At 38.3% G+C, this 22759-nt stretch carries 18 protein-coding genes and 1 pseudogene; 6 read left to right on the forward strand and 13 right to left on the reverse strand.

The genetic code is table 11. The annotated features are described in order from the left end of the window. The first annotated feature begins 171 nt into the window (after positions 1 to 171). Complete coding sequence (locus tag HW278_RS00645) at positions 172 to 966, forward strand: lysophospholipid acyltransferase family protein (RefSeq protein WP_009417311.1); 795 nt, start codon at positions 172 to 174, stop codon at positions 964 to 966. On the opposite strand, the gene rlmH is transcribed toward HW278_RS00645, so the two are convergent. From rlmH to HW278_RS00685, 8 genes are all read right to left on the reverse strand, one after another. Next, on the reverse strand, positions 967 to 1440 hold the full coding sequence (rlmH, locus tag HW278_RS00650; RefSeq protein ID WP_178976619.1) for a 23S rRNA (pseudouridine(1915)-N(3))-methyltransferase RlmH: 474 nt from the start codon (positions 1438 to 1440) through the stop codon (positions 967 to 969). It lies immediately after the preceding gene. A gap of 44 nt (positions 1441 to 1484) precedes the next feature. Then, a complete protein-coding gene (locus HW278_RS00655; RefSeq protein WP_178976620.1) occupies positions 1485 to 1949 on the reverse strand; it encodes a macro domain-containing protein in 465 nt (154 codons plus the stop codon). A gap of 303 nt (positions 1950 to 2252) precedes the next feature. Further along, positions 2253 to 3668, reverse strand: coding sequence for a S1C family serine protease (locus HW278_RS00660; protein WP_178976621.1), 1416 nt, complete (start codon positions 3666 to 3668; stop codon positions 2253 to 2255). 60 nt (positions 3669 to 3728) lie between these two features. Further along, the gene (gene murC, locus HW278_RS00665) at positions 3729 to 5081 is read right to left on the reverse strand and encodes a UDP-N-acetylmuramate--L-alanine ligase (protein WP_178976622.1); all 1353 of its coding nucleotides are present in this window, start codon (positions 5079 to 5081) and stop codon (positions 3729 to 3731) included. Positions 5082 to 5135: 54 nt separating this feature from the next. After that, a complete protein-coding gene (locus HW278_RS00670) occupies positions 5136 to 6044 on the reverse strand; it encodes a hypothetical protein (protein WP_178976623.1) in 909 nt (302 codons plus the stop codon). A 5-nt stretch (positions 6045 to 6049) separates the two neighbouring features. After that, the gene (gene murG / locus HW278_RS00675) at positions 6050 to 7132 is read right to left on the reverse strand and encodes an undecaprenyldiphospho-muramoylpentapeptide beta-N-acetylglucosaminyltransferase (protein ID WP_178976624.1); all 1083 of its coding nucleotides are present in this window, start codon (positions 7130 to 7132) and stop codon (positions 6050 to 6052) included. A gap of 51 nt (positions 7133 to 7183) precedes the next feature. Next, positions 7184 to 8140: a hypothetical protein gene (locus HW278_RS00680; RefSeq protein ID WP_178977970.1), complete on the reverse strand. Its 957-nt coding sequence runs from the start codon at positions 8138 to 8140 to the stop codon at positions 7184 to 7186. A 1097-nt stretch (positions 8141 to 9237) separates the two neighbouring features. Next, positions 9238 to 10047, reverse strand: a complete 810-nt coding sequence (locus tag HW278_RS00685; protein WP_178976625.1) for a M48 family metallopeptidase — start codon at positions 10045 to 10047, stop codon at positions 9238 to 9240. Positions 10048 to 10247: 200 nt separating this feature from the next. Here HW278_RS00685 and HW278_RS00690 point away from each other — a divergent pair, with 200 nt between their 5' ends. From HW278_RS00690 to HW278_RS00700, 3 genes are all read left to right on the forward strand, one after another. Next, the gene (locus HW278_RS00690; RefSeq protein WP_015783069.1) at positions 10248 to 12779 is read left to right on the forward strand and encodes an ATP-dependent Clp protease ATP-binding subunit; all 2532 of its coding nucleotides are present in this window, start codon (positions 10248 to 10250) and stop codon (positions 12777 to 12779) included. Positions 12780 to 12844: 65 nt separating this feature from the next. Next, the gene (locus HW278_RS00695) at positions 12845 to 13753 is read left to right on the forward strand and encodes a C40 family peptidase (RefSeq protein WP_178976626.1); all 909 of its coding nucleotides are present in this window, start codon (positions 12845 to 12847) and stop codon (positions 13751 to 13753) included. Further along, positions 13750 to 15660, forward strand: a complete 1911-nt coding sequence (locus tag HW278_RS00700; protein ID WP_178976627.1) for a ComEC/Rec2 family competence protein — start codon at positions 13750 to 13752, stop codon at positions 15658 to 15660. The genes HW278_RS00695 and HW278_RS00700 overlap by 4 nt, the downstream gene beginning before the upstream one ends. On the opposite strand, the gene HW278_RS00705 is transcribed toward HW278_RS00700, so the two are convergent. Together HW278_RS00705 and HW278_RS00710 are read right to left on the reverse strand one after the other, a co-directional pair. Then, on the reverse strand, positions 15646 to 16353 hold the full coding sequence (locus tag HW278_RS00705) for a CDP-alcohol phosphatidyltransferase family protein (protein ID WP_178976628.1): 708 nt from the start codon (positions 16351 to 16353) through the stop codon (positions 15646 to 15648). The genes HW278_RS00700 and HW278_RS00705 overlap by 15 nt on opposite strands. A gap of 1 nt (position 16354) precedes the next feature. Then, positions 16355 to 17188 (reverse strand): FKBP-type peptidyl-prolyl cis-trans isomerase, encoded by an 834-nt coding sequence (locus HW278_RS00710; RefSeq protein WP_178976629.1) that lies wholly within the window; start codon positions 17186 to 17188, stop codon positions 16355 to 16357. Positions 17189 to 17268: 80 nt separating this feature from the next. On the opposite strand from HW278_RS00710, the gene HW278_RS00715 reads away from it, so the two are divergent. Further along, positions 17269 to 17655 (forward strand): RNA-binding S4 domain-containing protein, encoded by a 387-nt coding sequence (locus HW278_RS00715; protein WP_178976630.1) that lies wholly within the window; start codon positions 17269 to 17271, stop codon positions 17653 to 17655. Here HW278_RS00715 and HW278_RS00720 read toward each other — a convergent pair. After that, the gene (locus tag HW278_RS00720; RefSeq protein WP_178976631.1) at positions 17650 to 20028 is read right to left on the reverse strand and encodes a thiamine pyrophosphate-dependent enzyme; all 2379 of its coding nucleotides are present in this window, start codon (positions 20026 to 20028) and stop codon (positions 17650 to 17652) included. The genes HW278_RS00715 and HW278_RS00720 overlap by 6 nt on opposite strands. A gap of 413 nt (positions 20029 to 20441) precedes the next feature. Here HW278_RS00720 and HW278_RS00725 point away from each other — a divergent pair, with 413 nt between their 5' ends. After that, entirely contained in the window at positions 20442 to 21053 is a 612-nt protein-coding gene (locus HW278_RS00725; RefSeq protein WP_178976632.1) for a fumarylacetoacetate hydrolase family protein, read from the forward strand. A 98-nt stretch (positions 21054 to 21151) separates the two neighbouring features. Here the strand turns inward: HW278_RS00725 and HW278_RS00730 are convergent, their stop codons facing one another. Together HW278_RS00730 and folP are read right to left on the reverse strand one after the other, a co-directional pair. Then, positions 21152 to 21928 (reverse strand): diadenylate cyclase, encoded by a 777-nt coding sequence (locus tag HW278_RS00730; RefSeq protein WP_002672484.1) that lies wholly within the window; start codon positions 21926 to 21928, stop codon positions 21152 to 21154. Then, positions 21925 to 22742, reverse strand: a pseudogene (gene folP / locus HW278_RS00735) (dihydropteroate synthase). The gene HW278_RS00730 and the pseudogene folP overlap by 4 nt, the downstream one beginning before the upstream one ends. Positions 22743 to 22759: the final 17 nt, after the last annotated feature.

Consider the following 22759-nt stretch of genomic DNA (forward strand, 5'->3'; position numbering starts at 1 on the left):
TTTCACGGCTGGGAAATGCCCAAGAAACTGTGAAGATTTACAACAAATACAAAGAATGCTATGCAGATGGCAAGAGAGACTTTTCAATAAACTAAACTGATGAGTTAATGAGTTAATTTGTTACTATAGTAATTGACTTTTTAGCTCATCACCTAATCAAAAAATTGAACAATGCCTTTATTTAAAAAAGACCCTTTCGGACATACACTTTTCGTAAAACGATGGCTCATCCGCGTTTTTGGTATCCTTACTCACAGCAGGTATGATGGTTTTAACCAACTGAAGATTGAGGGTTCGGACGTTATTCGCGAATTGCCACCACAGAATGTACTGTTCATTTCAAATCACCAGACTTATTTCGCCGACGTAACGGCTATGTTTCACGTGTTCAACGCAAGTCTTAAAGGTCGTAAAGATACTTTGGATAATATGGGCTATCTGTGGAACCCAAAACTCAACATTTATTACGTGGCGGCTTCCGAGACTATGAAATCAGGGATTCTGCCCAAAATATTAGGTTACGCAGGAGCTATACCGGTGAACAGAACTTGGCGCGAAAAAGGGAAAGAAATACATCGCGAAGTCCGCCAAGCCGACGTGGAAAACATAGGTATCGCCCTTGCCGATGGTTGGGTGATTACCTTCCCGCAGGGCACTACCTCGCCGTGGAAACCTATCCGCAAGGGTACTGCACACCTCATCAAGCAATACAAACCTGTGGTGGTGCCCATCGTAATCGATGGATTCCGTCGCTCGTTTGATAAAAAGGGAATAAATATCAAAAAGAAAGGAGTGCAACAATCGATGATTATCAAATCGCCTTTGCAAATAGATTACGAAAATGATACGGTTGAAGAAATTGTAGCTAAAATAGAAATGGCTATCGAACAACACGAATCATTCCTTAAAGTTAAGAAATTAGACGGTGAAGAAGCTCCTAAAACAGTAACAACGCCACAACCTTAATTACTGATGATGATAGGGCTCATTACGGAGAATCGTAAAAGCACGGTAGAGTTGTTCTACAAAAAATAGGCGTATCATTTGGTGTGAAAAGGTGAGTTTGGAAAGTGACAACTTGCCATTAGCACGGTCGTATACTTCTTTTGAAAAACCATAAGGTCCCCCAATCACAAAGGTGAGCTGCTTGATGCCGGCATTCATTTTCTTTTGCAATTCATCGGCGAAAGCTACTGAGGTAAACTCTTTGCCACGTTCGTCTAAGAGTATCAGGTGATGAGACGAGGCTACATTGCCGAGGATAAGCTCCCCTTCTTTTGCTTTTTGTTGCTCTTCCGATAGTGATTTGCTATTCTTAATATCGGGCAGGAGTTGCAATTCAAAATTGATGTAATACGAAAGTCGTTTTTCATACATATCAATAAGCTGTTGCAAAGCAGAATTATCGGTCTTGCCCACCGCGAGAAGTTTGATGTTCATTATTTTTCAGAATAAAAGCTAAAAGGTAAAAAATAAAAATAAGGTTATAAATCACAAACAAATACTTCGATGTTTTTCCTTAAAAGTGTTTGCCTTATAAGTTTCTCAATTCTGTCCCAAGAGCCTCCTGCCAATCCGCAACCTATGCGAGGCATTTGTACTTTGGCATTTATTTCATAAGCAAAATCGGCTATTTGTTGCAAACCTTTTTCCACTGCCTCATAACGAATAGGCGGGTCACCGTTTTCATCTCTATATATATTGTGTTGCCCAATGAGATTTGCAACCCATATCTTCTCTTCTACCGACACAAATTGTACCTCTCCCAAGGCAAAATCTTCACCTTCTTTATACCATTGTTTGTATTGTTTTTCGGGGTATTTCCAGCGTTTGGAAAGTGCTAACACAAATCCCTTCCCCCAAGCGCCTATATCATTACAAATATGGGCGATAACAATGTTTCCTTCGGCTTGTGGCACCGTAGCATCTGCTTTTAAATAGTGTATCATCGCTTAAATCTTTTGTTATTTTGGCAAAGATAACTAATTTTTATTAACACTACAAAAACAATTTTTTATTACCTTCATCACAATAAACAACTCTTTTTTACTATTTAAGGCAAATTCTATATTAAAAACTTTTATAAGGGAACAGAATACTTATAATAAATCATACAAGTATAATATTTAGATTCATAAAAAAACTTTGTCAAAGTTTAAGTACTTTGACAAAGTTTGTGATGTAAAGGAGATTGGAGACTTTTCTCATCTCTTTTTTATAATGCAAGAGTGATTATCATTATTGTTTTATCATTAGAAGAAGAATCTTTCTTTTTCTCCTCTTTCGTTCAGGAATTCTAACGAGTTGCGATTGCGTGAAGAAAGGGTAGACATTATATTTTTCAATTCATCTACATCTTTAATGGTTTTTCCATTCACTGAAAGCAACACTTTCCCCACTATATTGATATTATTGTACTCATAAAACTGACCCGCAGCGGTAACCTTCACTCCGTTTTTAGTTTTAAATCGCTTGTGGTCAGCATCTGAAAGGTTTTTCACTTCCAAACCTAAGGATTGTATTACATAAGTAGTGTTTTTCTTAAGGGTAATATTGGCAGTGCGTTCTTTACCTTCGCGTACGTAAGTTACTTTTAGCATATCACCAGGACGTTTAGAAGCGATGTGACCGCTAAGGTCAGAGTATTTATGTATCTTCACATTGTCAATTTGCTTGATGATGTCTCCTTTTTTAAGTCCGGCAGCTCCTGCTCCTGACTCATCGTCTACTGAATCTACATAGAATCCTTCAGTTTCTTTGATATTGAGTTTTTTGGCTACTTCAGAGTCTAATCCTTGTCCGCGTACGCCCATCACTCCGCGTTGTACATTCCCGTATTCTATCAAATCCTCTACCACTTTCTTAGCGATATTGCTAGGCACAGCAAACGAGTAGCCCATATACACACCCGTAGTAGATGAGATAGCAGTATTGATACCTATGAGGTCGCCGTTGAGGTTTACCAAAGCTCCCCCACTGTTCCCCATATTCACCACGGCATCGGTTTGTATGAATGATTCTATTTTATCGCTACCGCGCTCGCTGATGTTACGCGCTTTCGCACTGATGATTCCCGCAGTAACGGTAGAATTTAAGTTGAAAGGATTCCCTACCGCGAGCACCCATTCGCCTACTTGCGTATTATCGGAGTCCGCAAAAGTGAGGAAAGGTAGTTTTTCGTCGGCTTCTATTTTCAGTAGGGCAATATCCGAAGAAGCATCTGTGCCTATAAGTTTAGCAGTATAAGTTTTATTGTTGTTGAGGGTAACCTCCAAAGTAGTAGCATTGGCAATCACGTGGTTATTGGTTACTATATAGCCATCGGGGGTAATGATAACCCCAGAACCTGTACCTACTTGGGTTTGTTCGCCACCTCCATTACCGTAAAAAAGGTCGAAGATAGAGGTAACGCCTCCTTGTGATTTTACAGTGTTCTTTACGTGCACTACGCTATTCACCGTTTTGTTAGCTGCTTCCACAAAGTTAGTTTCACCTGCTACCGTTCTTTCAGGGGTAGTGTGATTAGTTTGTACCAAAGCAGGACGTGAGAGCAGCTCTAGCGCTTCTTGTTTGGCATCGTGTTTATCTATAAAGAGTTTATACCCTCCTAAGGTCATAGCCCCGCCGAGAAAGGCAGCAGCTATCATTGTTGCATAATTTTTCATCATATTCTTTGTTTTACTAATTTGTTTTATATCATAAAACAATTAGGCAACAACTGTGCCATTTTAATGACCGACGGTAAAAGCTTCTTTAATTTTCTCTACTTCAGCTCCTATATCGCCTGCTCCTACAGCAAGTAATAATTTTGGTTGTTTTTTAAGCAATAAAGGTATCAATTCTGCTTTACTCACCAATATTTTCTGTTTAGCCGTCACTTTGTCTAACAATACTTGTGAAGTAATACCTTCAATAGGTAGCTCTCGAGCAGGGTAAATATCCAATAGAACTACATCGTCAAACTGTGATAGGCTTTTTGCAAAATCGTCTAAAAAGTCACGTGTACGGGTGAACAAATGGGGTTGGAAGACAATAGTTTTAGGAGTGTGTGGGTACATCTCCTCTACCGCTTGGAACAACGCATTAATTTCCGAAGGGTGATGTGCATAATCGTCTATAAAGGCAAAGTTGTCTTCCTTGATAATATATGAGAAACGCCTTTTCACACCTTTAAATGTAGCCAAATGAGGGAGTAACTTTTCAGGGGCAAATCCTGCTTTTACCGCCATCGATACGGCTGCTAAGGCATTGAGTAGATTATGTCTTCCTGGCTTCAATAAAGTATAGTCTTTATAGACGCCTCCTTTATAATGAAAATCAAAATGGTAAATACCGTTCTTTACGGTTATATTTTGAAAAGTATAATCGGCATTATCTTCCAATCCATAGGTCTCACCTTCTATATCTAAACCATTGCGCACTATAAGACTTCCCCCTGGTTTTATCTTACCTGCAAACTCTCTAAAACCTTCTATCAAGTGTTCTTTATCGCCATAAATGTCGAGATGGTCGGCATCCATAGAGGTGATACAAGCTATATTGGGCGAGAGTCGCAAGAAGGAACGGTCGAACTCATCGGCTTCTGCCACAGTGTACTCACTGCCTTTCAGTACTAAGTTGCTGTTAAAGTTTTCAGCAATCCCTCCTAAAAACGCACTTACTGAGGCTCCTGCTTCCACTAATAAATGGGCGAGAATACTTGAAGTAGTGGTCTTACCGTGCGTACCTGCCACTGCAAGACAGAATGTATTTTTGGTGATAAACCCTAATACTTCCGAGCGTTTTACTACTTCGTAGCCATTTTGCTGAAAATAGTTTAATTCCTTATGGTCTTTGGGTACGGCAGGTGTATAGACTACCAGCGTAGTGCGCTTGTCTTTAAAAGAGGCAGGAATAGCATTTACATCATCGGTAAAATGTACTTTTATACCTTCTTTTTCAAGCATTTCAGTAATTTCAGTGGGGGTACGGTCATAACCACATACCTTTTTGCCATTGGCATTAAAATAACGAGCAAGGGCAGACATTCCTATGCCCCCTATGCCTATAAAATAAACGTTCTGTATAGGTTGTAAATCCATTTGTATAAAATGCGAAGTAAGAGGTAAGAGTTTTTAATTCTTCACTCAATTACCTCATAATTTTTTAGTTTCTATTAGCTTTTTTGAAGCATCGTATTTGCGAACTTCCTTTTTCTTAGTATCAGTTACAGTGTAATTGTCTAATTTTCCATTCTTGTAGATGGAAACAGTAGTCTCTTTTGTACTGCGGTCTTCACAAGTTTTTTGGCTAATTACTCCTTTGTCATAAGTTTCACGACAATTGCCGTTTTCAGTAACATACCATTTTTCAGTAATTTTCCCAGTAGGGTCATATTTAGTAGTGATTTTACTATCCACTTGGTCTAATTTCAGCTTCCCGTTTTGGTAAAATTCCTTTGTAGTACTCTTGATTGTATTCACTTCTTTACTAGGGTTACCATTCTTGTGGTAAGTAGTAACTACTTGGTCGGCTCCTTCCTTCAAGTCGGTGTGTATTTCTATCTTTTGGGCAAGCTTACCAGCGTGGTCAAACACGTGTCCTTCAATAATGTTCCCTTTGAAGATGTTTTTCTTGCGCAATCTACCTTCGGTATTGAATATGTGTATTTCCGAGAGCTTCCCATTGGCGAAGATATAGGTAGATTTTAGGTTTTTTTCCTTGTTTTCAAACTGCCCTTCACCTACAAACTGCCCGTTGTTGCCTATCTCGAATTCAAAGTGCTGTTCATCGTTGTCAATAACGTAATTTCCTTTCGGCAGAGCTACCTTTCGCGTCATATACGCTTGGCGAATCATATCGCTATTAATACCTGCCGAATTGCCCGATTTAAGGTTTCTTTGTAACTGCAAATATGCGTCGTAATTCACGTATTCCTTCACTTCCACGATGCCTCTTTTAAATTCATCGCTTTTAGTATCTATAAAAAACTGTTTTCCCAATTGGTTTTGCGCAAAAGTAAATGCGGCACACCCCAGTGCTATAAATGTAAAAAGTTTCTTCATCTGTTTTAATTCTTATTTTCTAAGATAATATTTACTATTTCCTCAGTAGCATTAGGCAAAGCCAGCGTCTTAATGTGTTGCGACAGGCTCTGCTGTTTTGCCTCATCGTTTATGAGTTCGGTAAAAGTAGTAGCAAAAGTAGTGCCTAAATCTGTTTCGCGTATCAAAATAGCAGCCTGTTTTTGCTCAATAGCTCGTGCATTTTTGGTCTGGTGGTCTTCTGCCACATTGGGCGAAGGAATAAATATCACAGGTTTCCCCACTACACACAATTCGCTCACCGAGCTGGCTCCTGCGCGAGAGATAATTACATCGGCAACAGCATAAGCCAACTCCATTTTGTCAATAAAAGCTAAAACTTTCACTCGCTCACTTTCATATTTCTTGTACTCTTCATAATACAGTTTGCCACACTGCCATAACACTTGTACCCCAAGTTTTTCAAATAAAGGCAACTGCTCTTCTATCAGCTGATTGATGCGTCTGGCTCCTAAACTACCCCCTAATACCAATAACGTTTTTTGCTCAGGGTTCAGCTGAAAATATGTCAGTCCTTCTGTGCGGTGCTTTGCTATATCCAAGAGCCCACCGCGAATAGGATTACCTGTTTTTACGATTTTCTCTTTGGGAAAGAACTGTTCCATTGCATCGTAAGCCACACATATTTTTTTTGCCTTTTTAGAAAGCATTTTGTTGGTAATACCCGCATACGAATTCTGTTCTTGAATGAAAGTAGGAATACCCATTCCGCCTGCTACCTTCACCACAGCACCGCTGGCAAAACCTCCGGTACCTATCACGGCATCGGGTTTAAAACGCTTGATAATGCTCCGAGATTTCAGCAAGCTACTGATGAATTTTAGGGGAAATAACAGGTTCTGCAAGGTAATTTTACGCTGAATACCCGAAATCCAAAGCCCTTCAATAGGATAACCCGCCTGTGGTACCTTTTGCATCTCCATACGGTCTTTGGCGCCCACAAACAGAATGTCGGCATCTGGAATACGTCTTTTCAATTCATCGGCAATAGCGATAGCAGGAAAAATATGCCCGCCTGTACCTCCTCCTGATATGATAAACTTTTTCATTTCTCGTTCTAATTTGGTGCAAAGGTACGCAAATCTTCACAAAAAGCAATATTATTTAAGCGTTTGCTTAATACTGCTATTGATAGCCTTAAAAACTTCACTGTTTTGATGAGGTACACAGTCCTGTACCCAATACCACCAAAAATAACCGCCCACGTAGTTCTTTACATATTTAGGCATCGAATAATAGTGCTTAGCTCTTTCCACTTTACTCTGTACAGAGTACTTCTTATAATCGTTATTGCCACACTCCCCTATGCCCAATTTAACACTCGGAAAAATAGACTCTAAATTGTTAAATACCTCTTGCCAATTAGGCTGGTAATTATCGTTATCATCTTCGTAATAGCTTACTAACACGTAATCCAACTGCTTTTTCATATCTTCGGGGATATATCTTTTTAGCCAATCCTCCATCGTCACCTTTTGGTCACCTGGTTTAAAATAGTAGCTCACAAGCACTGTTTTCGCATTTTTACTGCGGATAAACTTATAAGCACCATAGGCTTTATCGGCAATAAACTGAGGGTCGTCACCCAACCAATCTTTTCCCTCTCCGTTAATTTCATTGCCCACTTCCCAAAAATCCGTATATGCCGAGAGTTCTTTATACGAATCCTGAAATCTCTTTACATAACTATCCACAGTTTTGTAACCCTTCATATCTTCTGAATCGGCAGGTGTTGCCATCACATAAGCTACTTGATGAACGGCCGAAAAAAGTGGTTTGTAATTAGCTATCGCTGTACCCTTGGACATCACAATGCGCACCGTAGGCTTTACAGGCATCGCCTTGATAGCACTCACAATCTGCTGAACAGTAACTCCGGTTTCCTCCCAACTGTCGTCTATAGTAATGCCATACAAATAGGCATTCGTAGGGGTATTAGGTTTGGGATTATCAGGCTTGGGTTTGTCTGGAATTGGCTTATCAGGGGTAGGTTTATTAGGGTCTGGTTGGGGAACTTCGTCATTGTTTTTATGGCAAGCTATAAAAACGATTGCCATACATAAGTATAATATTCTTTTCATTTGATAAATAATTTAATTTTGAAAGTGCAAAGGTACTATTTTTATTGCAAACTGCTTCAAAAAATCATCTGAAAAATCAAGATCTACCCTTTCCCCTTCACCTTTCGCATTTGCCCCATTCTTTTTTCGCTTTAGTGTTATGAATTTTACCAAAATTTAAAACTTTGGCAAAGTTGAAGCCTTCCACTAACCTTCTTTTTATCTCTATTTCAACTCTAATTTACCTTCGCTGATTGTTCGTTCTTTATTCGTCTTTTGTTCGTCTTTTGTTCGTTCTTTGTTCGTTCATTGTTCGTTCATTGTTCGTTCATTGTTCGTTCATTGTTCGTTCTTTGTTCGTTCTTTGTTCGTTCTTTGTTCGTCTTTTGTTCGTTATTTGTTTATCTGCCCGTGCGGCTCGCACCGTCTTTTGTTCGTTATTTGTTTATCTGCCCGTGCGGATCGCACCGTCTTTTGTTCGTTCATTGTTCGTCTTTCCTATAAGCTCTCCATATCTACATTATTTCATTCTCTCGCCCCCATTTGCTAATTCTCAAATTTGCTAATCTGCTAATTACACCTGCCTATGTGGCTTGCACCGTCTTTTGTTCGTCTTTTCATTATCTGCCTGTCGTGCTACGACTGCCCGTGCGGATCGCACTGCCTATCGTGCTACGACCTCGCATCGGTTTTCTTTTAAAGCTTGTCCCCCTTCGGGGGTTCGGGGGCTTTCGCCACACTGTCACTCGTCATTGATTGGGTATTTTTGGCAAAGTTGAAAGCTCCTAATAGTCTTTTTCTTACCTCCATTATATCCTTATTTTGAATTTGTCTTTTGTTCATTCATCAAGCATTCTTAAACCACCGTAGACCCACTGTAGACCCACTGTAGACCCACTGTAGACCCACTGTAGACCCACTGTAGACCCACCATAGACCCACCCATCGTTCGTTTATTCTATATGCTTTGTATAAGCCCCCACCTAATTAACCATTAACCACTAATCATTAATCACTAATAAAAAACCTCCAAAAAGCTATTCACTTTTTGGAGGTATTCTTATTTTTATCGTACTTTTTACTGATAAAACAGTTTATTTGATAGGCGTTTTAGGCAAGGTAACTTCTCCTGGGTCTTTCCAAAGCCCATCTTTGATAGCTCTTTTTTTAGCCGCTTCAGCACGTTTCTCGCTATCAGGGTGTGAACTCATCATCTTTTGGAATTTACTTTGGGTTGCTCCACCTGAAAGCAAAGCCAATTTCTTAAATGCTGTATAAACAGCCACCACATTATAACCGTGTTTCTTCATAAAATTGTAAGAATATTCATCAGCTTGTGATTCTTGTTTTTTGCTGTGTTTAGCATCAAGGATAGCATTAGCCATTTCACCCAATTCAGTGTCGCTTAGTTTTCTTACAACCCCCGAAGCCGAGCTTGCAGCATCTTGTGCAGCAGCACGCATATAAGCAGATTTGATAGCATCTTTAGTGTCCTCATTCTTCACGTGACCTATTTCGTGACCGATAACTGCCAATAATTCATCATCAGTCATCAAATCCATCAACGATGAAAACACACGCACACTCCCATCAGCGCAAGCAAACGCATTGATATCGGTTACCAGATACACTTTGTAATTGAGCTTCAAACCGTCCTCATTTTGGTGTTTCCTAAACACACGATTCAAGCGTTTAGTATACGGACTGTTTTTGCCTGCTACCGGATTATGAGCATCCATCCAGTCTACTGATTCCTTTGAAAGCCTTTTAGCATCTTCATTAGTAAATGATAAAGCTTGTGCTCCTTTTGTAACAGCACTTGCGGCTTTCCCTAAATTGATTTTTTGAGCTTGTCCCATAGAAAATAGCCCTATAGACATTGCAATTAAGATAAAATTTTTCATTTGAAATTCTTTTAATAATAATGGCGCAAATTTATGCTTTTCTATGGTTAAAACAAAATATTTTTATATTTTTCTTTCGTATTAATATTTTTTTTCGTACCTTTGCCCGCAGTGTAGAAGACTGCCTTTTTTCCTGATAAGGAGAACTGGAATAGTTTTTGTTACTACCCAACTATTTAATACAAAACAAGAGGAGATTTATGAACGATAACTTTTCACCAAGAGTTAAAAGGATATTCACATATAGCAAAGAAGAAGCCATTCGCTTAGGGCAATCTACGGTAGGCACTGAGCACTTTGTGTTAGCCATATTGCAAGAAGGTGAAGGTAGTGCAATCGATTTAATGCACAGTTTAAATATCGATATGGAAAGACTGCGCCAAAACATCCACACGCTCACTTCTGCACGTGGTCTCAACCCTCCTAACTTCAATGCCGTTCATTTCACCGTACAAGCCGAAAGAGCAATGCAGGCTACTTACTTAGAAGCAAAACGCTCCCAGAATGATATGATTAATACAGCTCATCTATTACTAAGCATTTTGCGTAACGAAAACGACCCTACTACTAAAGTTTTCAACAAGCTAGGCGTAAATTATGAAGTAGCAAGAGATAAATTCCAACCCATACGCGACGATAATTATCAAGTCTCATCACCCACCGATGAAGTTGACGAATACGACCGAGACTATAGTTTACCTCACGAAAACAAATCGGGTTACAAAGGTCAGCAACCCAATCAAGGGGGGCAATATGGGCAACGAAAACTCACTGTGTTAGATAATTTTGGTAGAGATTTAACTGCTTTAGCCGAACAAGGTAGTTTAGACCCCGTAGTAGGTCGCGAGAAGGAAATAGAACGCGTATCCCAAATATTGAGCCGCCGTAAGAAGAATAACCCAATACTCATCGGTGAACCTGGTGTTGGTAAAAGCGCCATCGCCGAAGGATTAGCTTTGCGCATTATTCAGAAAAAAGTGGCACGAGTATTGTATAACAAACGTGTGGTAACACTCGATTTAGCTTCGTTAGTAGCTGGAACTAAATATCGCGGACAGTTTGAAGAACGCCTTAAAGCCATAATGAGTGAACTCGAAAAGAATAAAGATATCATTCTTTTTATTGATGAAATTCACACCTTAGTGGGAGCTGGTGGTGCCTCAGGTAGCTTAGATGCCTCTAATATGTTTAAACCTGCCTTAGCACGTGGTGAAATACAATGTATTGGAGCTACTACCTTAGATGAATATCGTCAATCTATTGAAAAAGATGGCGCCTTAGAACGCCGTTTCCAAAAAGTAATCATCGAACCAACAAGCGTAGATGAAACCATACAAATCCTTCGCAATATAAAAGGAAAATACGAAGAACATCACAACGTAACCTATACCGATGAGGCTATCGAGGCTTGTGTAAAGCTCACCAATCGTTATCTTACCGACCGTTATTTGCCCGATAAAGCTCTTGACGCCTTAGACGAAGCAGGTGCAAGAATACATATTATGCAAGTAAAAGTTCCACAATATATCGTGGAATTGGAAGAACGTTTAGAACAAGCTACTCAAGCCAAAAACAGAGCTGTTTCACGTCAGCAGTTTGAAGAAGCCGCCCGTTTGCGCGATAACGAGAAAATTATCGAAAATTCATTAGTCGAAATGAATAAGAAATGGGACGAAGAATCTAAACAACACCGTGATGTAGTAACTGCCGACCATATTGCCGATGTAGTTTCAATGATGAGCGGCGTACCTGTAAACAGAATTGCTCAAACTGAAATGAGCAAACTCTCAGGATTATCCGAGATAATGAAATCCAAAATCATTGGTCAAGATGAAGCGGTAGAAAAGGTAGTGAAATCTATCAAACGCAATCGTACAGGCTTAAAAGACCCGAATAAACCTATAGGCTCTTTCATCTTTTTAGGACAAACAGGAGTTGGAAAAACACAACTCGCTAAAGTGCTTGCCAAAGAACTTTTCGATTCAGAAGAAACAATGGTACGCATTGATATGAGTGAGTATATGGAGAAGTTTTCAGTTTCTCGTCTCATAGGAGCTCCTCCAGGGTATGTAGGTTATGAAGAAGGCGGTCAGCTCACCGAGAAAATACGTCGCAAACCTTATTCTGTGGTGCTTTTAGATGAGATAGAAAAAGCACACCCCGATGTTTTCAATATGCTTTTACAAGTGCTTGACGATGGTTTCTTAACTGATAGTTTAGGACGAAAGATTGATTTTAGAAATACTATCATCATTATGACCTCTAATATAGGAGCTCGTCAAGTAAAAGATTTTGGACAAGGTGTTGGTTTTGGCACTTCAGCAAGAATAGCCCAATCCGAAGCTAATGAGAAATCTATTGTCGAAAATGCTTTGAAAAAGGTATTTGCTCCTGAGTTTCTAAACCGTATTGACGATGTGATTACTTTCAATCCTCTTAGCAAAGAAGATATCTTTAAAATTATCGATATTGAGCTTTCTAAACTGTACTCACGTATCAACGATTTAGGCTATGGAGTACAACTCAGCCAAAAAGCAAAAGAATTCATTGCAGATAAAGGCTATGACAAACAATATGGTGCTCGACCTTTGAAACGCGCTATTCAGAAATATGTAGAAGACATATTAGCCGAAGAAATAGTATCTAACCAAGTGCACGAAGGCGATAGCATTCATTTTGATTTAGATGAGAAAGGAGAAAACCTCATAATAACGCAAAAAGAACTTATTTAATAACATCAACCTTTTGAACTTTTAGGCGTTCCCTCAAAGTTCAGAATTTAAACGCTCAAATTACTATGTACGTATTAAGAATTTTAGGTTTATTTACACTACTACTCAGCTTATCTTCCTTTTCAGAGGCAGTAAAGAATACCGAAAAGAGTGTAGTTGTAAATACAGCTACCACAAAGGCTGTGGAAAATAAGAGCAAGCCTAAAAAGAAAACATTTTCTCCTCCTAAGAAAGGGAAAAAAGCTACCACCAGAGTGGCTTCAACAGCTAAAAAACGTCATAAGTTACCTCCTAAACGCAGTGTAGCTCATCATTCTGCTAAAAAGTCTGTAAAAAAACCTCCTGTTAAGAGAGCTTTAGCTATAACTGATAAAAAGAAAAAGCCTGTAAAAGCAGATATAGCTGTTGCTAAGAGTAAGAGATATGCTCCTAAAAAACACACCGGTAATAAAGCCCTAAAACAATACGCTGAGAATACTCTCGCAGACACTGAATTGGAAGACGACTTAGAAGACGAAGAACTATTTGAGGAACCTGAAAGCTATGAAACTACCGATATAGCGCTTACTGCACTCTCTAAAAGTAAAGTAGATACCAAACAACAGAAAGTATTATTAGATACAGCTTTCTCATATTTAGGAACTCCTTACAGACACGGAGGTGTTACCCGTAATGGTATGGATTGTTCTGGTTTTGTAAGTACTACTTTCAAATCTATTTCAGTACCATTATCTCGCTCCTCACAAGAAATGGCTACACAAGGAACTAAAATTGACTTGGAAGATGTAAAAGTAGGCGATTTACTTTTCTTCAGAACGACTAGGAAAAGCAGAATATCACACGTAGGTATGGTAGTAGATATAGATGGAGATATTAAATTCATACACTCTTCCTCTAAAAGAGGAGTTGTGATTTCTTCATTAAGTGATGAATATTACAAGAAAACATTTCGTATGGCAAAACGTGTAATGTGAGATTTGTAAATACTCCCATATTAACTATCTTATTAGGACTCATAGGAGGGATTGCTATCACTGATGTAATAGCTCCCTCTTTTTTATTTGCAATAAGTAGTTGTATATGCTTACTGCTTACTTTGGCAATACATCAGTTTTTAGCTACCAAACGATATACTTTTCGTCACGGAATTGTAATACACGTAGGTCTCACTTCTGTAGCAGTGGGTATACTGATAACGATCCTTCATACCCCCACCTATAACCCTAAGCATTACACACAAAAACTAAATGCTAATGAGTATTACACTTTAGAAGCTGACATAATAGAGCAAACTTCACAAACAGATTACGGTACTACCTTTAAAGCCGAGCTCTTAACGGCTAACCATACAAGTACAGAAGGAAAAATTCTGTGCTTTTTTCCTTCTAAAACAATTACCGATGATGTGAAAACATTAGCTCCAACAGATAGATTGGTTTTTGTAGGCAAATATACTCCTATATCTCCTCCTAAAAATCCATATCAATTCAACTATAAACGGTATATGGAGCGAAAAGGTGTATATGGGCGAACAGAAGTAGTTGCTTTTTCTGTTGTAAAAAATAATACAATAGGTTTTATGGGGAGTATTGCGAGAACACGCTCTCATTTAGCTATTGTAATAGATAAACATTTTAATCAAGAGTCTTCTGCTCTATTAAAAACACTACTCTTAGGAAAACGCACTGATTTAGATAACGAAGTCTATCAACATTATGTTGATGCGGGAGCGGTGCATATCTTAGCTATTTCGGGATTACACGTAGGGATTATTACTGCTATACTCCTTTTATTACTGCAAAAGATGCCTAATTTAGGTTTTTATCGTCCATTGCGATACTTTATACTATTAGCAGGCTTATGGACTTTTGCTTTCATAGCAGGCGCCTCTCCTTCGGTACTGAGGGCTACTGTAATGTTCAGCTTTGTAGGATTGAGTACTCTTATACGCAGGAAACAAGGCAGGTTTGATGCGTTAATGCTCTCAATGTTATTTCTGTTGCTTATCAATCCTTACTATTTGTATGATGTAGGCTTTCAGTTGAGTTATGCAGCGGTATTTTCTATAATGAAATTCTACCCTGTGATGCGCAAATGGTGGCAACCTGAGAATAAATACCTACAATGGATATGGTCACTATTTTTGGTAGGATTATCTGCTCAAATAGTAGTTTTACCTATCAGTTTGTACTATTTTCACCAGTTTCCTATATTGTTTTTCGTTTCTAACTTGGTAGTAGTACCTTTATTACAACCTATACTCATAGGAGGTATCATTGCCTTATGTTTGGGAAGTTTTGGTATTCTGCCTTATGCCATAGTTTTCGTCTTAGAAAAATTAATCGCTTTGATGAACTTTTTGGTAGCATTTATAGCTCATCAAGAAATGTTTATCATACGAAACATACCTTTTACTACTCCCCTACTTCTTTCTTCCTTATTGACGGTGTTCATACTCATTGTTTTTGTACATTATAGGAAATACAAAATATTGATAGCACTTCTCTTATCTGTTATTTTATTTCAAGGGGTACTTTTCTATTACAAATATCAATTAGAAACTACTGAAGAAATGCTAGTTTTCAGCAAATATAAACAGAAAGTAATCACTATTAGACAAGGTGATAAACTAAGTATCTATCAAACAGATACAATTTCTCCTGACCCTGTAGTAATGAACTACATAAAAAATAAAGGTATCAACAATATTGAGCTTAAGAAGATGCCTTATATATTGCGTTTCAAACAAAAAAACTACTTGCTAATGGATAGTTTAGGGATATACCCAAAATCCAAGCAAGTAGTTATTGATAGTGTTATCTTCTTACAGAAACCTAAAATCAATTTGGATAGAATGAAACGAGATTTATCGCTTAGGTAGTAGTAAGGAAAGAATAATGTACAATAAAATAATTAGCGGAATAGCAATTATTTTTAAACTTAGAAGTAAAATGACGCAAAGTGCTAAGAATATATATTTCAACGCATTTTTCTTAAAAGAATAATCGTTAAACTTCAACGCAAAGAGTGCTATTTCAGCATTCAACAAGTAAGCACTCAACAAAGTAATCCCTAACAAGACCCACATATTATGCAATAAACTATCGAATAATTCAGTAGGCTGATATTGTAATATAAGAGGCAAAGAAAGAATAAACATTGTATTAGCTGGGGTAGGAAGCCCTATAAAGCCAGATGTCTGCCGTGTATCTATATTAAAATTCGCCAAACGATAGGCAGAAGCTAAAGTAATAAGGAAACCAACATAAGGCAACAACATAGCAAAAGTCCCCTCAGTTTGTAATACATAGGTGCTATTACTCAACAACTGAAACATCACAATGCCAGGAACTACTCCAGAAGTAACCATATCGGCTAAGGAATCTAACTGTAAGCCCATTTCGGATTTTACGTGTAGCAAACGAGCAAAGAAACCATCAAAAAAATCGAGGAAGATACCTATTGCCACAAACAAAGCAGCCCAATCAATCGTTCCTCTTACGGCAAAGACGATCGCTATTGTTCCGCAAAAGAGATTGGATAAAGTGATAAGATTAGGGACATACTTCTTCATTCTACTTACAATCGGCATCTAAATAATCTGGAAGGTATGAAGTATCCTTATTAGCATCACAATCAGGATAAGTTACCACGCCATATTCATTACGCACAATCTCATTTATAGAAGGTTTACCATCGTGATCGTGGTCGGCACGACGTGTAGCAATAAGTCTTACTGTAAAAATTAAAGGTGAATAAGCAGGTATTTTAGCTTGGCTGTTATTGAAATAGCCTAAACCTGAAGGAATAAAGAAAACTCCAACTCCTCCATCAGTAGGAGCTTTTAGAGTACCATCACTATTGTTTGTAAGTCCTGTAGCCGATGCTCTTAGTTGAGCAACACCCTCCCTAAAACCTCTAATAGTACCTGAAGGCTTATTGGTAACAATATTACCTATAAGATCCATCCAATTAGAAGTAGATTGTGTTGTTGTTTCATCAAATACACTTAAATCTAATAATTGTCCTTTATAATTCACATATACTGAATCAGCAATAGTAGTGGTAGTTCCTGTCCCCTCTTGCAAAATAAGATAGTAAAGCGTATGACGTACAAGAGTATTATTAGCATCATAGACATCTAATTCCAATCGTTTTAGCTTGCTATCATTGAAGATAGACGCTGTAGTATTAGAGGTTGTTGCAAAGGTAACCATTTCAGAAATAGTAGTTGTTGCTGAAAAAGTGTAAGTATGCGTTTTCAAGAATGTTTCAATACTTTGATTATTCTCATTTCTCACCTCTGTAACATCACGTGGAGGTGTTACATTAGAGTTTTCATTTTTCTTACACGAAATAGCAAATAGCAAACCTATTGTGCTAATAGCAAATATAAATTTATTCATCATATAAAATTTCTTTATTTCTTAGTATAAGATACAATTATTTATTATTTTTGCACTTATTATTTTTCTAAAATCACAAAAGAATGCGAATTGATAAGTACTTATGGTGTGTGCGTTACTTCAAAACACGTAATATAGCTACTGAAGCCTGCAAAAAAGGACACATCAAGGTGAATGGTGAGACTGCAAAACCCTCAAGGGAAATTTACAAAAACGACCAAATAGTAGTGCGTAAGAACCAAATCAACTACCAAATAGAGGTCTTAGATATCCCTGAGAGCCGTGTGGGGGCTAAGTTAGTAGACCTTTATCGCCAAGACAACACGCCTCCTGATGCTTTTGAACAAGCCGAAATACAAAAACTTGCGCAAGACTATTATCGCGAGAAAGGCGAAGGTCGCCCTACTAAAAAAGATCGCCGTGCTATTGATAATCTCTTGAACGATTTTCAAGAAGATAATGAATTATAGCAAGGTTGGATATTTTTCAGGATTAGCTTCGTGCATTATACTGTATATCTTCTCAATGATACTATCAGCATTAGGTTTAGAAAAGTAATCACCATCAGTAGCATACGCTGGGCGATGTTCTCCTGCTGCTAAGGTTTGTGGCGCACTGTCCAAATACTGATAAGCATTTTGTTCTTCTACAATCTTCTGCAAAATATATGCCGAAGTAGCACCAGGCATATCTTCATCTACAACCAACAGTCGGTTTGTTTTCTGTATACTCTTCACTATATCGTGACGCACATCGAATGGTGCTAAGGATTGTGCATCTATAATCTCTATATCAATACCCATAGAAGCTAACTCATCAGCAACTTCACATACGATGCGCAAAGTAGATCCATAAGATACGACTGTAATATCTTTCCCTTCACGAAGTGTTTCGACTACTCCAATAGGCGTTTTGAACTCGGTGAGGTTCGTGGGCATTGGTTCTTTCAGGCGGTAACCATTAAGACATTCCACCACTACCGCAGGTTGATTGCCTTCTAAAAGTGTATTGTAGAATCCTGCTGCTTTTACCATATTGCGAGGAGTAAGGATATACATTCCTCTAAGAGAGGCTAACAATATCCCCATAGGAGAACCTGCGTGCCAAATACCTTGTAAACGGTGTCCTCTTGTTCTGATGATAAGAGGAGCCATTTGCCTTCCAAAAGTGCGATAATGCAAACTAGCCAAATCATCACTTAACGTTTGTAAACCATAGAGAATATAATCTAAATATTGTATCTCAGCAATCGGACGTAAACCACGCATGGCCATACCTATACCTTGTCCTACTATAGCAGTTTCACGAATACTTGTGTCAGCTACTTTTATAGCTCCGTGTTTTTTCTGTAATCCTTCTAATCCTTGGTTTACATCACCTATGTTCCCTACGTCCTCACCAAATATCAATAAATTAGGATATTTAGAAAGTAAGGCATCAAAATTCTCTCTCAGTACAATACGTCCATCAACAAGTTCTTTTGATGTATCATAGGTGGGGAGTACTTCTTCTATATGGATAGGATTTTGTTTATTTTCAGTATGAAGAAATCGACTATATTTGGGTTCGTTTTCTTTTATATAGCTCTTTATCCAATTCTGTAAGGGAAGTATTCTATTTTCACCTTCAGGTAATAATAAACGTAAGGCTTTTCTGGCAGTGCTCAACACATCTTTGCGATTAGGTAAGGCCACTTTAAGAAGAGATTTGGATAGGCTTTCTACTTTTTCTTTTATAGTACTATTATTTGTATTTATTAATAATGAAGCAAGAAGAGCAGTAAGTTCTTTCCTCTCTTGTTCAATAGGTTTAATATAAGCTTCCCAAGCTTTTTTCTTTCCTTCATTCACACGTTTCTTAGCCTGTTGTTCTATAGCTAGCAATTCTTCTTCAGTAGCATAACCTTCCGCTAATATCCATTCACGCATTTTGGAAATACAATCAAAATCTTTTTCCCATTGAAGTCGTTCAGGACTTTTATAACGCTCGTGTGAACCAGATGTAGAGTGACCTTGAGGTTGAGTAAGTTCAAGAACGTGTATCAATATAGGTATATGTTGTTCACGAGCTATCTTACTTGCTTTTTGATAAGTTTCATATAAGGTCGGGTAATCCCAACCTTTTACGACAAATAGTTCAAAACCTTTATGTTTTTTGTCTCGCACAAAGCCCTTTAATGCTTCAGAAATACTTTGTTTAATGGTATGATATTCTTTAGGAACAGAAATACCATACTCATCGTCCCAAACAGACATTACTAAAGGCACTTGCATTACCCCTGCTGCATTGAGGATTTCAAAAAAGTGACCTTCACTGGTGCTTGCATTACCAATAGTACCCCAAGCTACTTCATTACCGTGATTTGAGAAGCCTTTACTTTCAGCATTCGGTAACTCACGATACACTTTAGAGGCTTGTGCTAAACCTAATAAACGAGGCATCTGCCCTGCAGTACACGATATATCGCTACTGCTATTCTTTTGTTTTAATAAATCTTTCCAATTTCCCTCTTCATCTAAACTATGAGTAGCAAAGTGTCCACCCATTTGGCGTCCAGCACTGGTGGGGTCTGCCTCTATATCAGCGTGTGCATATATTCCTGCAAAGAAATTCTCTACTGTATGCACCCCGAGAGCCATCATAAGAGTTTGATCGCGGTAATAACCACTTCGGAAATCACCATCTCGAAAGGCTCTTGCTAAAGCTAATTGAGGTACTTCTTTTCCTTCTCCAAAAATACCAAATTTTGCTTTACCACTAAGCACTTCTTTTCTTCCCATCAAGCTACATTCCCTACTGAGAACAGCGATGCCATAGTCTTCTAAAATATCTTCTTTTTTCATTGGTTATATCTTAAAATGATATTATTCGTTTTACTTCACAATCGTTTTTTGTTTTGTTACAAAAAACTCGGGCAAATGTATTACTTTTTTTTTAATTTACAAACATAATACAGTTTTTATTTTTACTTTTGCAATCTATAAGCTATATTTCAGTAATGGGAAATCATTGCATATGAAGCGTATTCTTATCACAATAAACTATTTTTTAAATTGAACAAATAGGTGTTTTGTTACTTTAAAACCTCTCACAGATTTTATAAAATAAAACCCTTCCCAAAGGAAAGAAAACCAAATTATAAATAAAAGAAAGGCGCTTTTTGCCTCATAGACCTTATTCCTATAAAAAGGAATTGTAACAACGTAAAAGCGACTGAAAAATAGTATTTTTATATCAAACTCACATTAAAATAAATATGAAAATTATTTGTATAGGTAAAAATTACCACGAGACTATCGAAAAATTTGATAAAACAACGGTTCAGCCCATAGTGGTATTTATGAAGCCTGATACGGCTATTCATAATCTCGAAATTCCTTACTACCTTCCTGATTTTACACAGGATTTGCATTACGAAATAGAATTAGTACTGAAAATCAACCAGAATGGAAAGTGTATTTCGGAAAAATTTGCACATAAATATTACGACGAGATTGCGGTGGGCATTGACTTTACCGCTTGCGACCTGCAAGCGGATTTGAGCCAAAAAGGACTACCGTGGGAGCTGGCGAAGTCTTTTGATGGCTCAGCTATCGTAGGAAAGTTTGTCTCTAAAGAAACTTTTGAGAATTCTTCCTCTATTCAGTTTCACTTAGATAAAAATGGCTCTACTGTACAAAAGGGCAATACGACACAAATGCTTAGAAGCTTTGACGTTATCATCTCGGAGGTATCACAATACTTTACCCTTCGCAAAGGCGACCTTATCTTTACGGGAACACCTAAAGGTGCAGGGAAAGTAGCAGCAGGTGATGTGTTAGAGGGATTTTTAGGGGGAGAGAAAGGATTTAGTTTGAAAATTAGATAATTTGGAAATTAGCAAATTTAACGATTAGCCATAGAAGCCCCGAAGCCAGTGAATGCTTGAAGCTCGCTATCTGAAAAAGGTTGTAGCGCAACAAGCAATTAAAAATCGGATTGTACAGCTTTGATGAGTTCATCGTTATTCTTGAACTTTACAAAGGCGCCATTCTTGAAGTAGGAAATGTGTCCGGTTTCTTCAGAAACGACTAAGGCAGTAGCGTCTGTTTTTTCGGTGATAGAAATGGCAGCACGATGACGTAAACCATAGCGTTTAGGCAAATTGATTTCACTTGCAACAGGCAGTATTACCCTTGTAGCTATAATATGATTACCCTTTATCACAATGGCTCCATCGTGTAGCGGACTATTCTTATAAAAGATACTTTCGATAATAGGCTCGGAGAACTCTATATTCACCTTGTCGCCAGTTTGGGTTACAAAGTCGAGAGGCATATTGTGTTCCAAAACGATAAGCGCCCCTGTATTGGTACTGGCTAACTTCTGACATACATTTATCAAACTCTCAATATTAAGCAGAATTTCCTTCTCTTTGAAGAAGTGAAAAGCACGGTGTAACTTGTTGCGCGCAGTGATATTGGTAGAACCAATGGTGAGCAAGAAGCGACGTATTTCCTGCTGGAATACAACTATCAGTGCGAAGACTCCTACCCCAATGAACTGACCTAATATACTACTAAGCAACTGCATTTGCAAAGCTTCGGTAATCTTCCATATCAAGTAGATAATCACAATACCCATAAAAATATTAATGGCTACCGTGCCTCGAATCAATCGGTAGAGGTAGTACAAGAGGGCTGCAAACAGCACTATATCAATCGCATCGACGATTGTAAAGTCTAAAATATCGAATAGTTTCATTGTATTTTTTCAAAGAGTGTTACACATTCTTTAGCTTCTTTTACATCGTGTACCCGCAAAATGTGTGCCCCTTTCATCAGGGCTATGGTATTGACTACTGTCGTAGCATTCAGCGCACCAGCAGGGTCAGTGTTTAACAATTTGTACAACATCGACTTGCGGGAAAAGCCTACCAATAGCGGACAACCAAAGCTATGGAATAGCTCTAAGTGCTTCAACACTTCATAATTCTGGTCTAAGGTTTTAGAGAAACCAAAGCCTACATCTACTATAAAATCGTTAATCCCCGCTTGCAAAGCTAAAGCTTTGCGCTCAGAAAAATAGTAGCGCATATCACTGATGATATCCTTATAATCGGTGTGCTGTTGCATTGTTTGGGGTGTACCTACGAGGTGCATCGCAATATAAGGCACCTGAAATTGCGCTACTGTAGCCAACATCTGCTCATCTAAGAGTCCGGCAGAAATATCGTTGATAATACAAGCTCCTTCTAAAAGCGATTGGCGTGCTACCTCACTGCGGAAAGTATCTACCGAGATACGTATCTCGGGGAAATGTTGCATCAAAGAGCGCACTACCGGCACTACCCTACTGAGTTCTTCGGTTTGTGAGACTTCGGGGCATTGGGGCGGGTGCTATAACCACCCACATCAATAAAATCTGCGCCGTGAGCGAGCATTGTTTCTGCGCGTTGTAAGAGTGTTTTTTCGGTTACACGACTTCCTTCGTAGAAAGAGTCGGGGGTATGATTAAGGATTCCCATCACTCGCGGGGTATCCATAGAGAGAAGCTCTCCTTTACAGTTTATTGTCATTAATTGTTAGTTATTAG

Source organism: Capnocytophaga sp. oral taxon 902 (assembly GCF_013394735.1).
Lineage (GTDB): Bacteria > Bacteroidota > Bacteroidia > Flavobacteriales > Flavobacteriaceae > Capnocytophaga > Capnocytophaga ochracea.

What these genes read in the sequence shown, in the direction of transcription:
- HW278_RS00645 (WP_009417311.1), top strand. Translation starts at nt 172, where the DNA reads ATGCCTTTATTTAAAAAAGACCCTTTCGGACATACACTTTTCGTAAAA.
- rlmH (WP_178976619.1), bottom strand. Translation starts at nt 1,440, where the DNA reads ATGAACATCAAACTTCTCGCGGTGGGCAAGACCGATAATTCTGCTTTG.
- HW278_RS00655 (WP_178976620.1), bottom strand. Translation starts at nt 1,949, where the DNA reads ATGATACACTATTTAAAAGCAGATGCTACGGTGCCACAAGCCGAAGGA.
- HW278_RS00660 (WP_178976621.1), bottom strand. Translation starts at nt 3,668, where the DNA reads ATGATGAAAAATTATGCAACAATGATAGCTGCTGCCTTTCTCGGCGGG.
- murC (WP_178976622.1), bottom strand. Translation starts at nt 5,081, where the DNA reads ATGGATTTACAACCTATACAGAACGTTTATTTTATAGGCATAGGGGGC.
- HW278_RS00670 (WP_178976623.1), bottom strand. Translation starts at nt 6,044, where the DNA reads ATGAAGAAACTTTTTACATTTATAGCACTGGGGTGTGCCGCATTTACT.
- murG (WP_178976624.1), bottom strand. Translation starts at nt 7,132, where the DNA reads ATGAAAAAGTTTATCATATCAGGAGGAGGTACAGGCGGGCATATTTTT.
- HW278_RS00680 (WP_178977970.1), bottom strand. Translation starts at nt 8,140, where the DNA reads ATGGCAATCGTTTTTATAGCTTGCCATAAAAACAATGACGAAGTTCCC.
- HW278_RS00685 (WP_178976625.1), bottom strand. Translation starts at nt 10,047, where the DNA reads ATGAAAAATTTTATCTTAATTGCAATGTCTATAGGGCTATTTTCTATG.
- HW278_RS00690 (WP_015783069.1), top strand. Translation starts at nt 10,248, where the DNA reads ATGAACGATAACTTTTCACCAAGAGTTAAAAGGATATTCACATATAGC.
- HW278_RS00695 (WP_178976626.1), top strand. Translation starts at nt 12,845, where the DNA reads ATGTACGTATTAAGAATTTTAGGTTTATTTACACTACTACTCAGCTTA.
- HW278_RS00705 (WP_178976628.1), bottom strand. Translation starts at nt 16,353, where the DNA reads ATGAAGAAGTATGTCCCTAATCTTATCACTTTATCCAATCTCTTTTGC.
- HW278_RS00710 (WP_178976629.1), bottom strand. Translation starts at nt 17,188, where the DNA reads ATGATGAATAAATTTATATTTGCTATTAGCACAATAGGTTTGCTATTT.
- HW278_RS00715 (WP_178976630.1), top strand. Translation starts at nt 17,269, where the DNA reads ATGCGAATTGATAAGTACTTATGGTGTGTGCGTTACTTCAAAACACGT.
- HW278_RS00720 (WP_178976631.1), bottom strand. Translation starts at nt 20,028, where the DNA reads ATGAAAAAAGAAGATATTTTAGAAGACTATGGCATCGCTGTTCTCAGT.
- HW278_RS00725 (WP_178976632.1), top strand. Translation starts at nt 20,442, where the DNA reads ATGAAAATTATTTGTATAGGTAAAAATTACCACGAGACTATCGAAAAA.
- HW278_RS00730 (WP_002672484.1), bottom strand. Translation starts at nt 21,928, where the DNA reads ATGAAACTATTCGATATTTTAGACTTTACAATCGTCGATGCGATTGAT.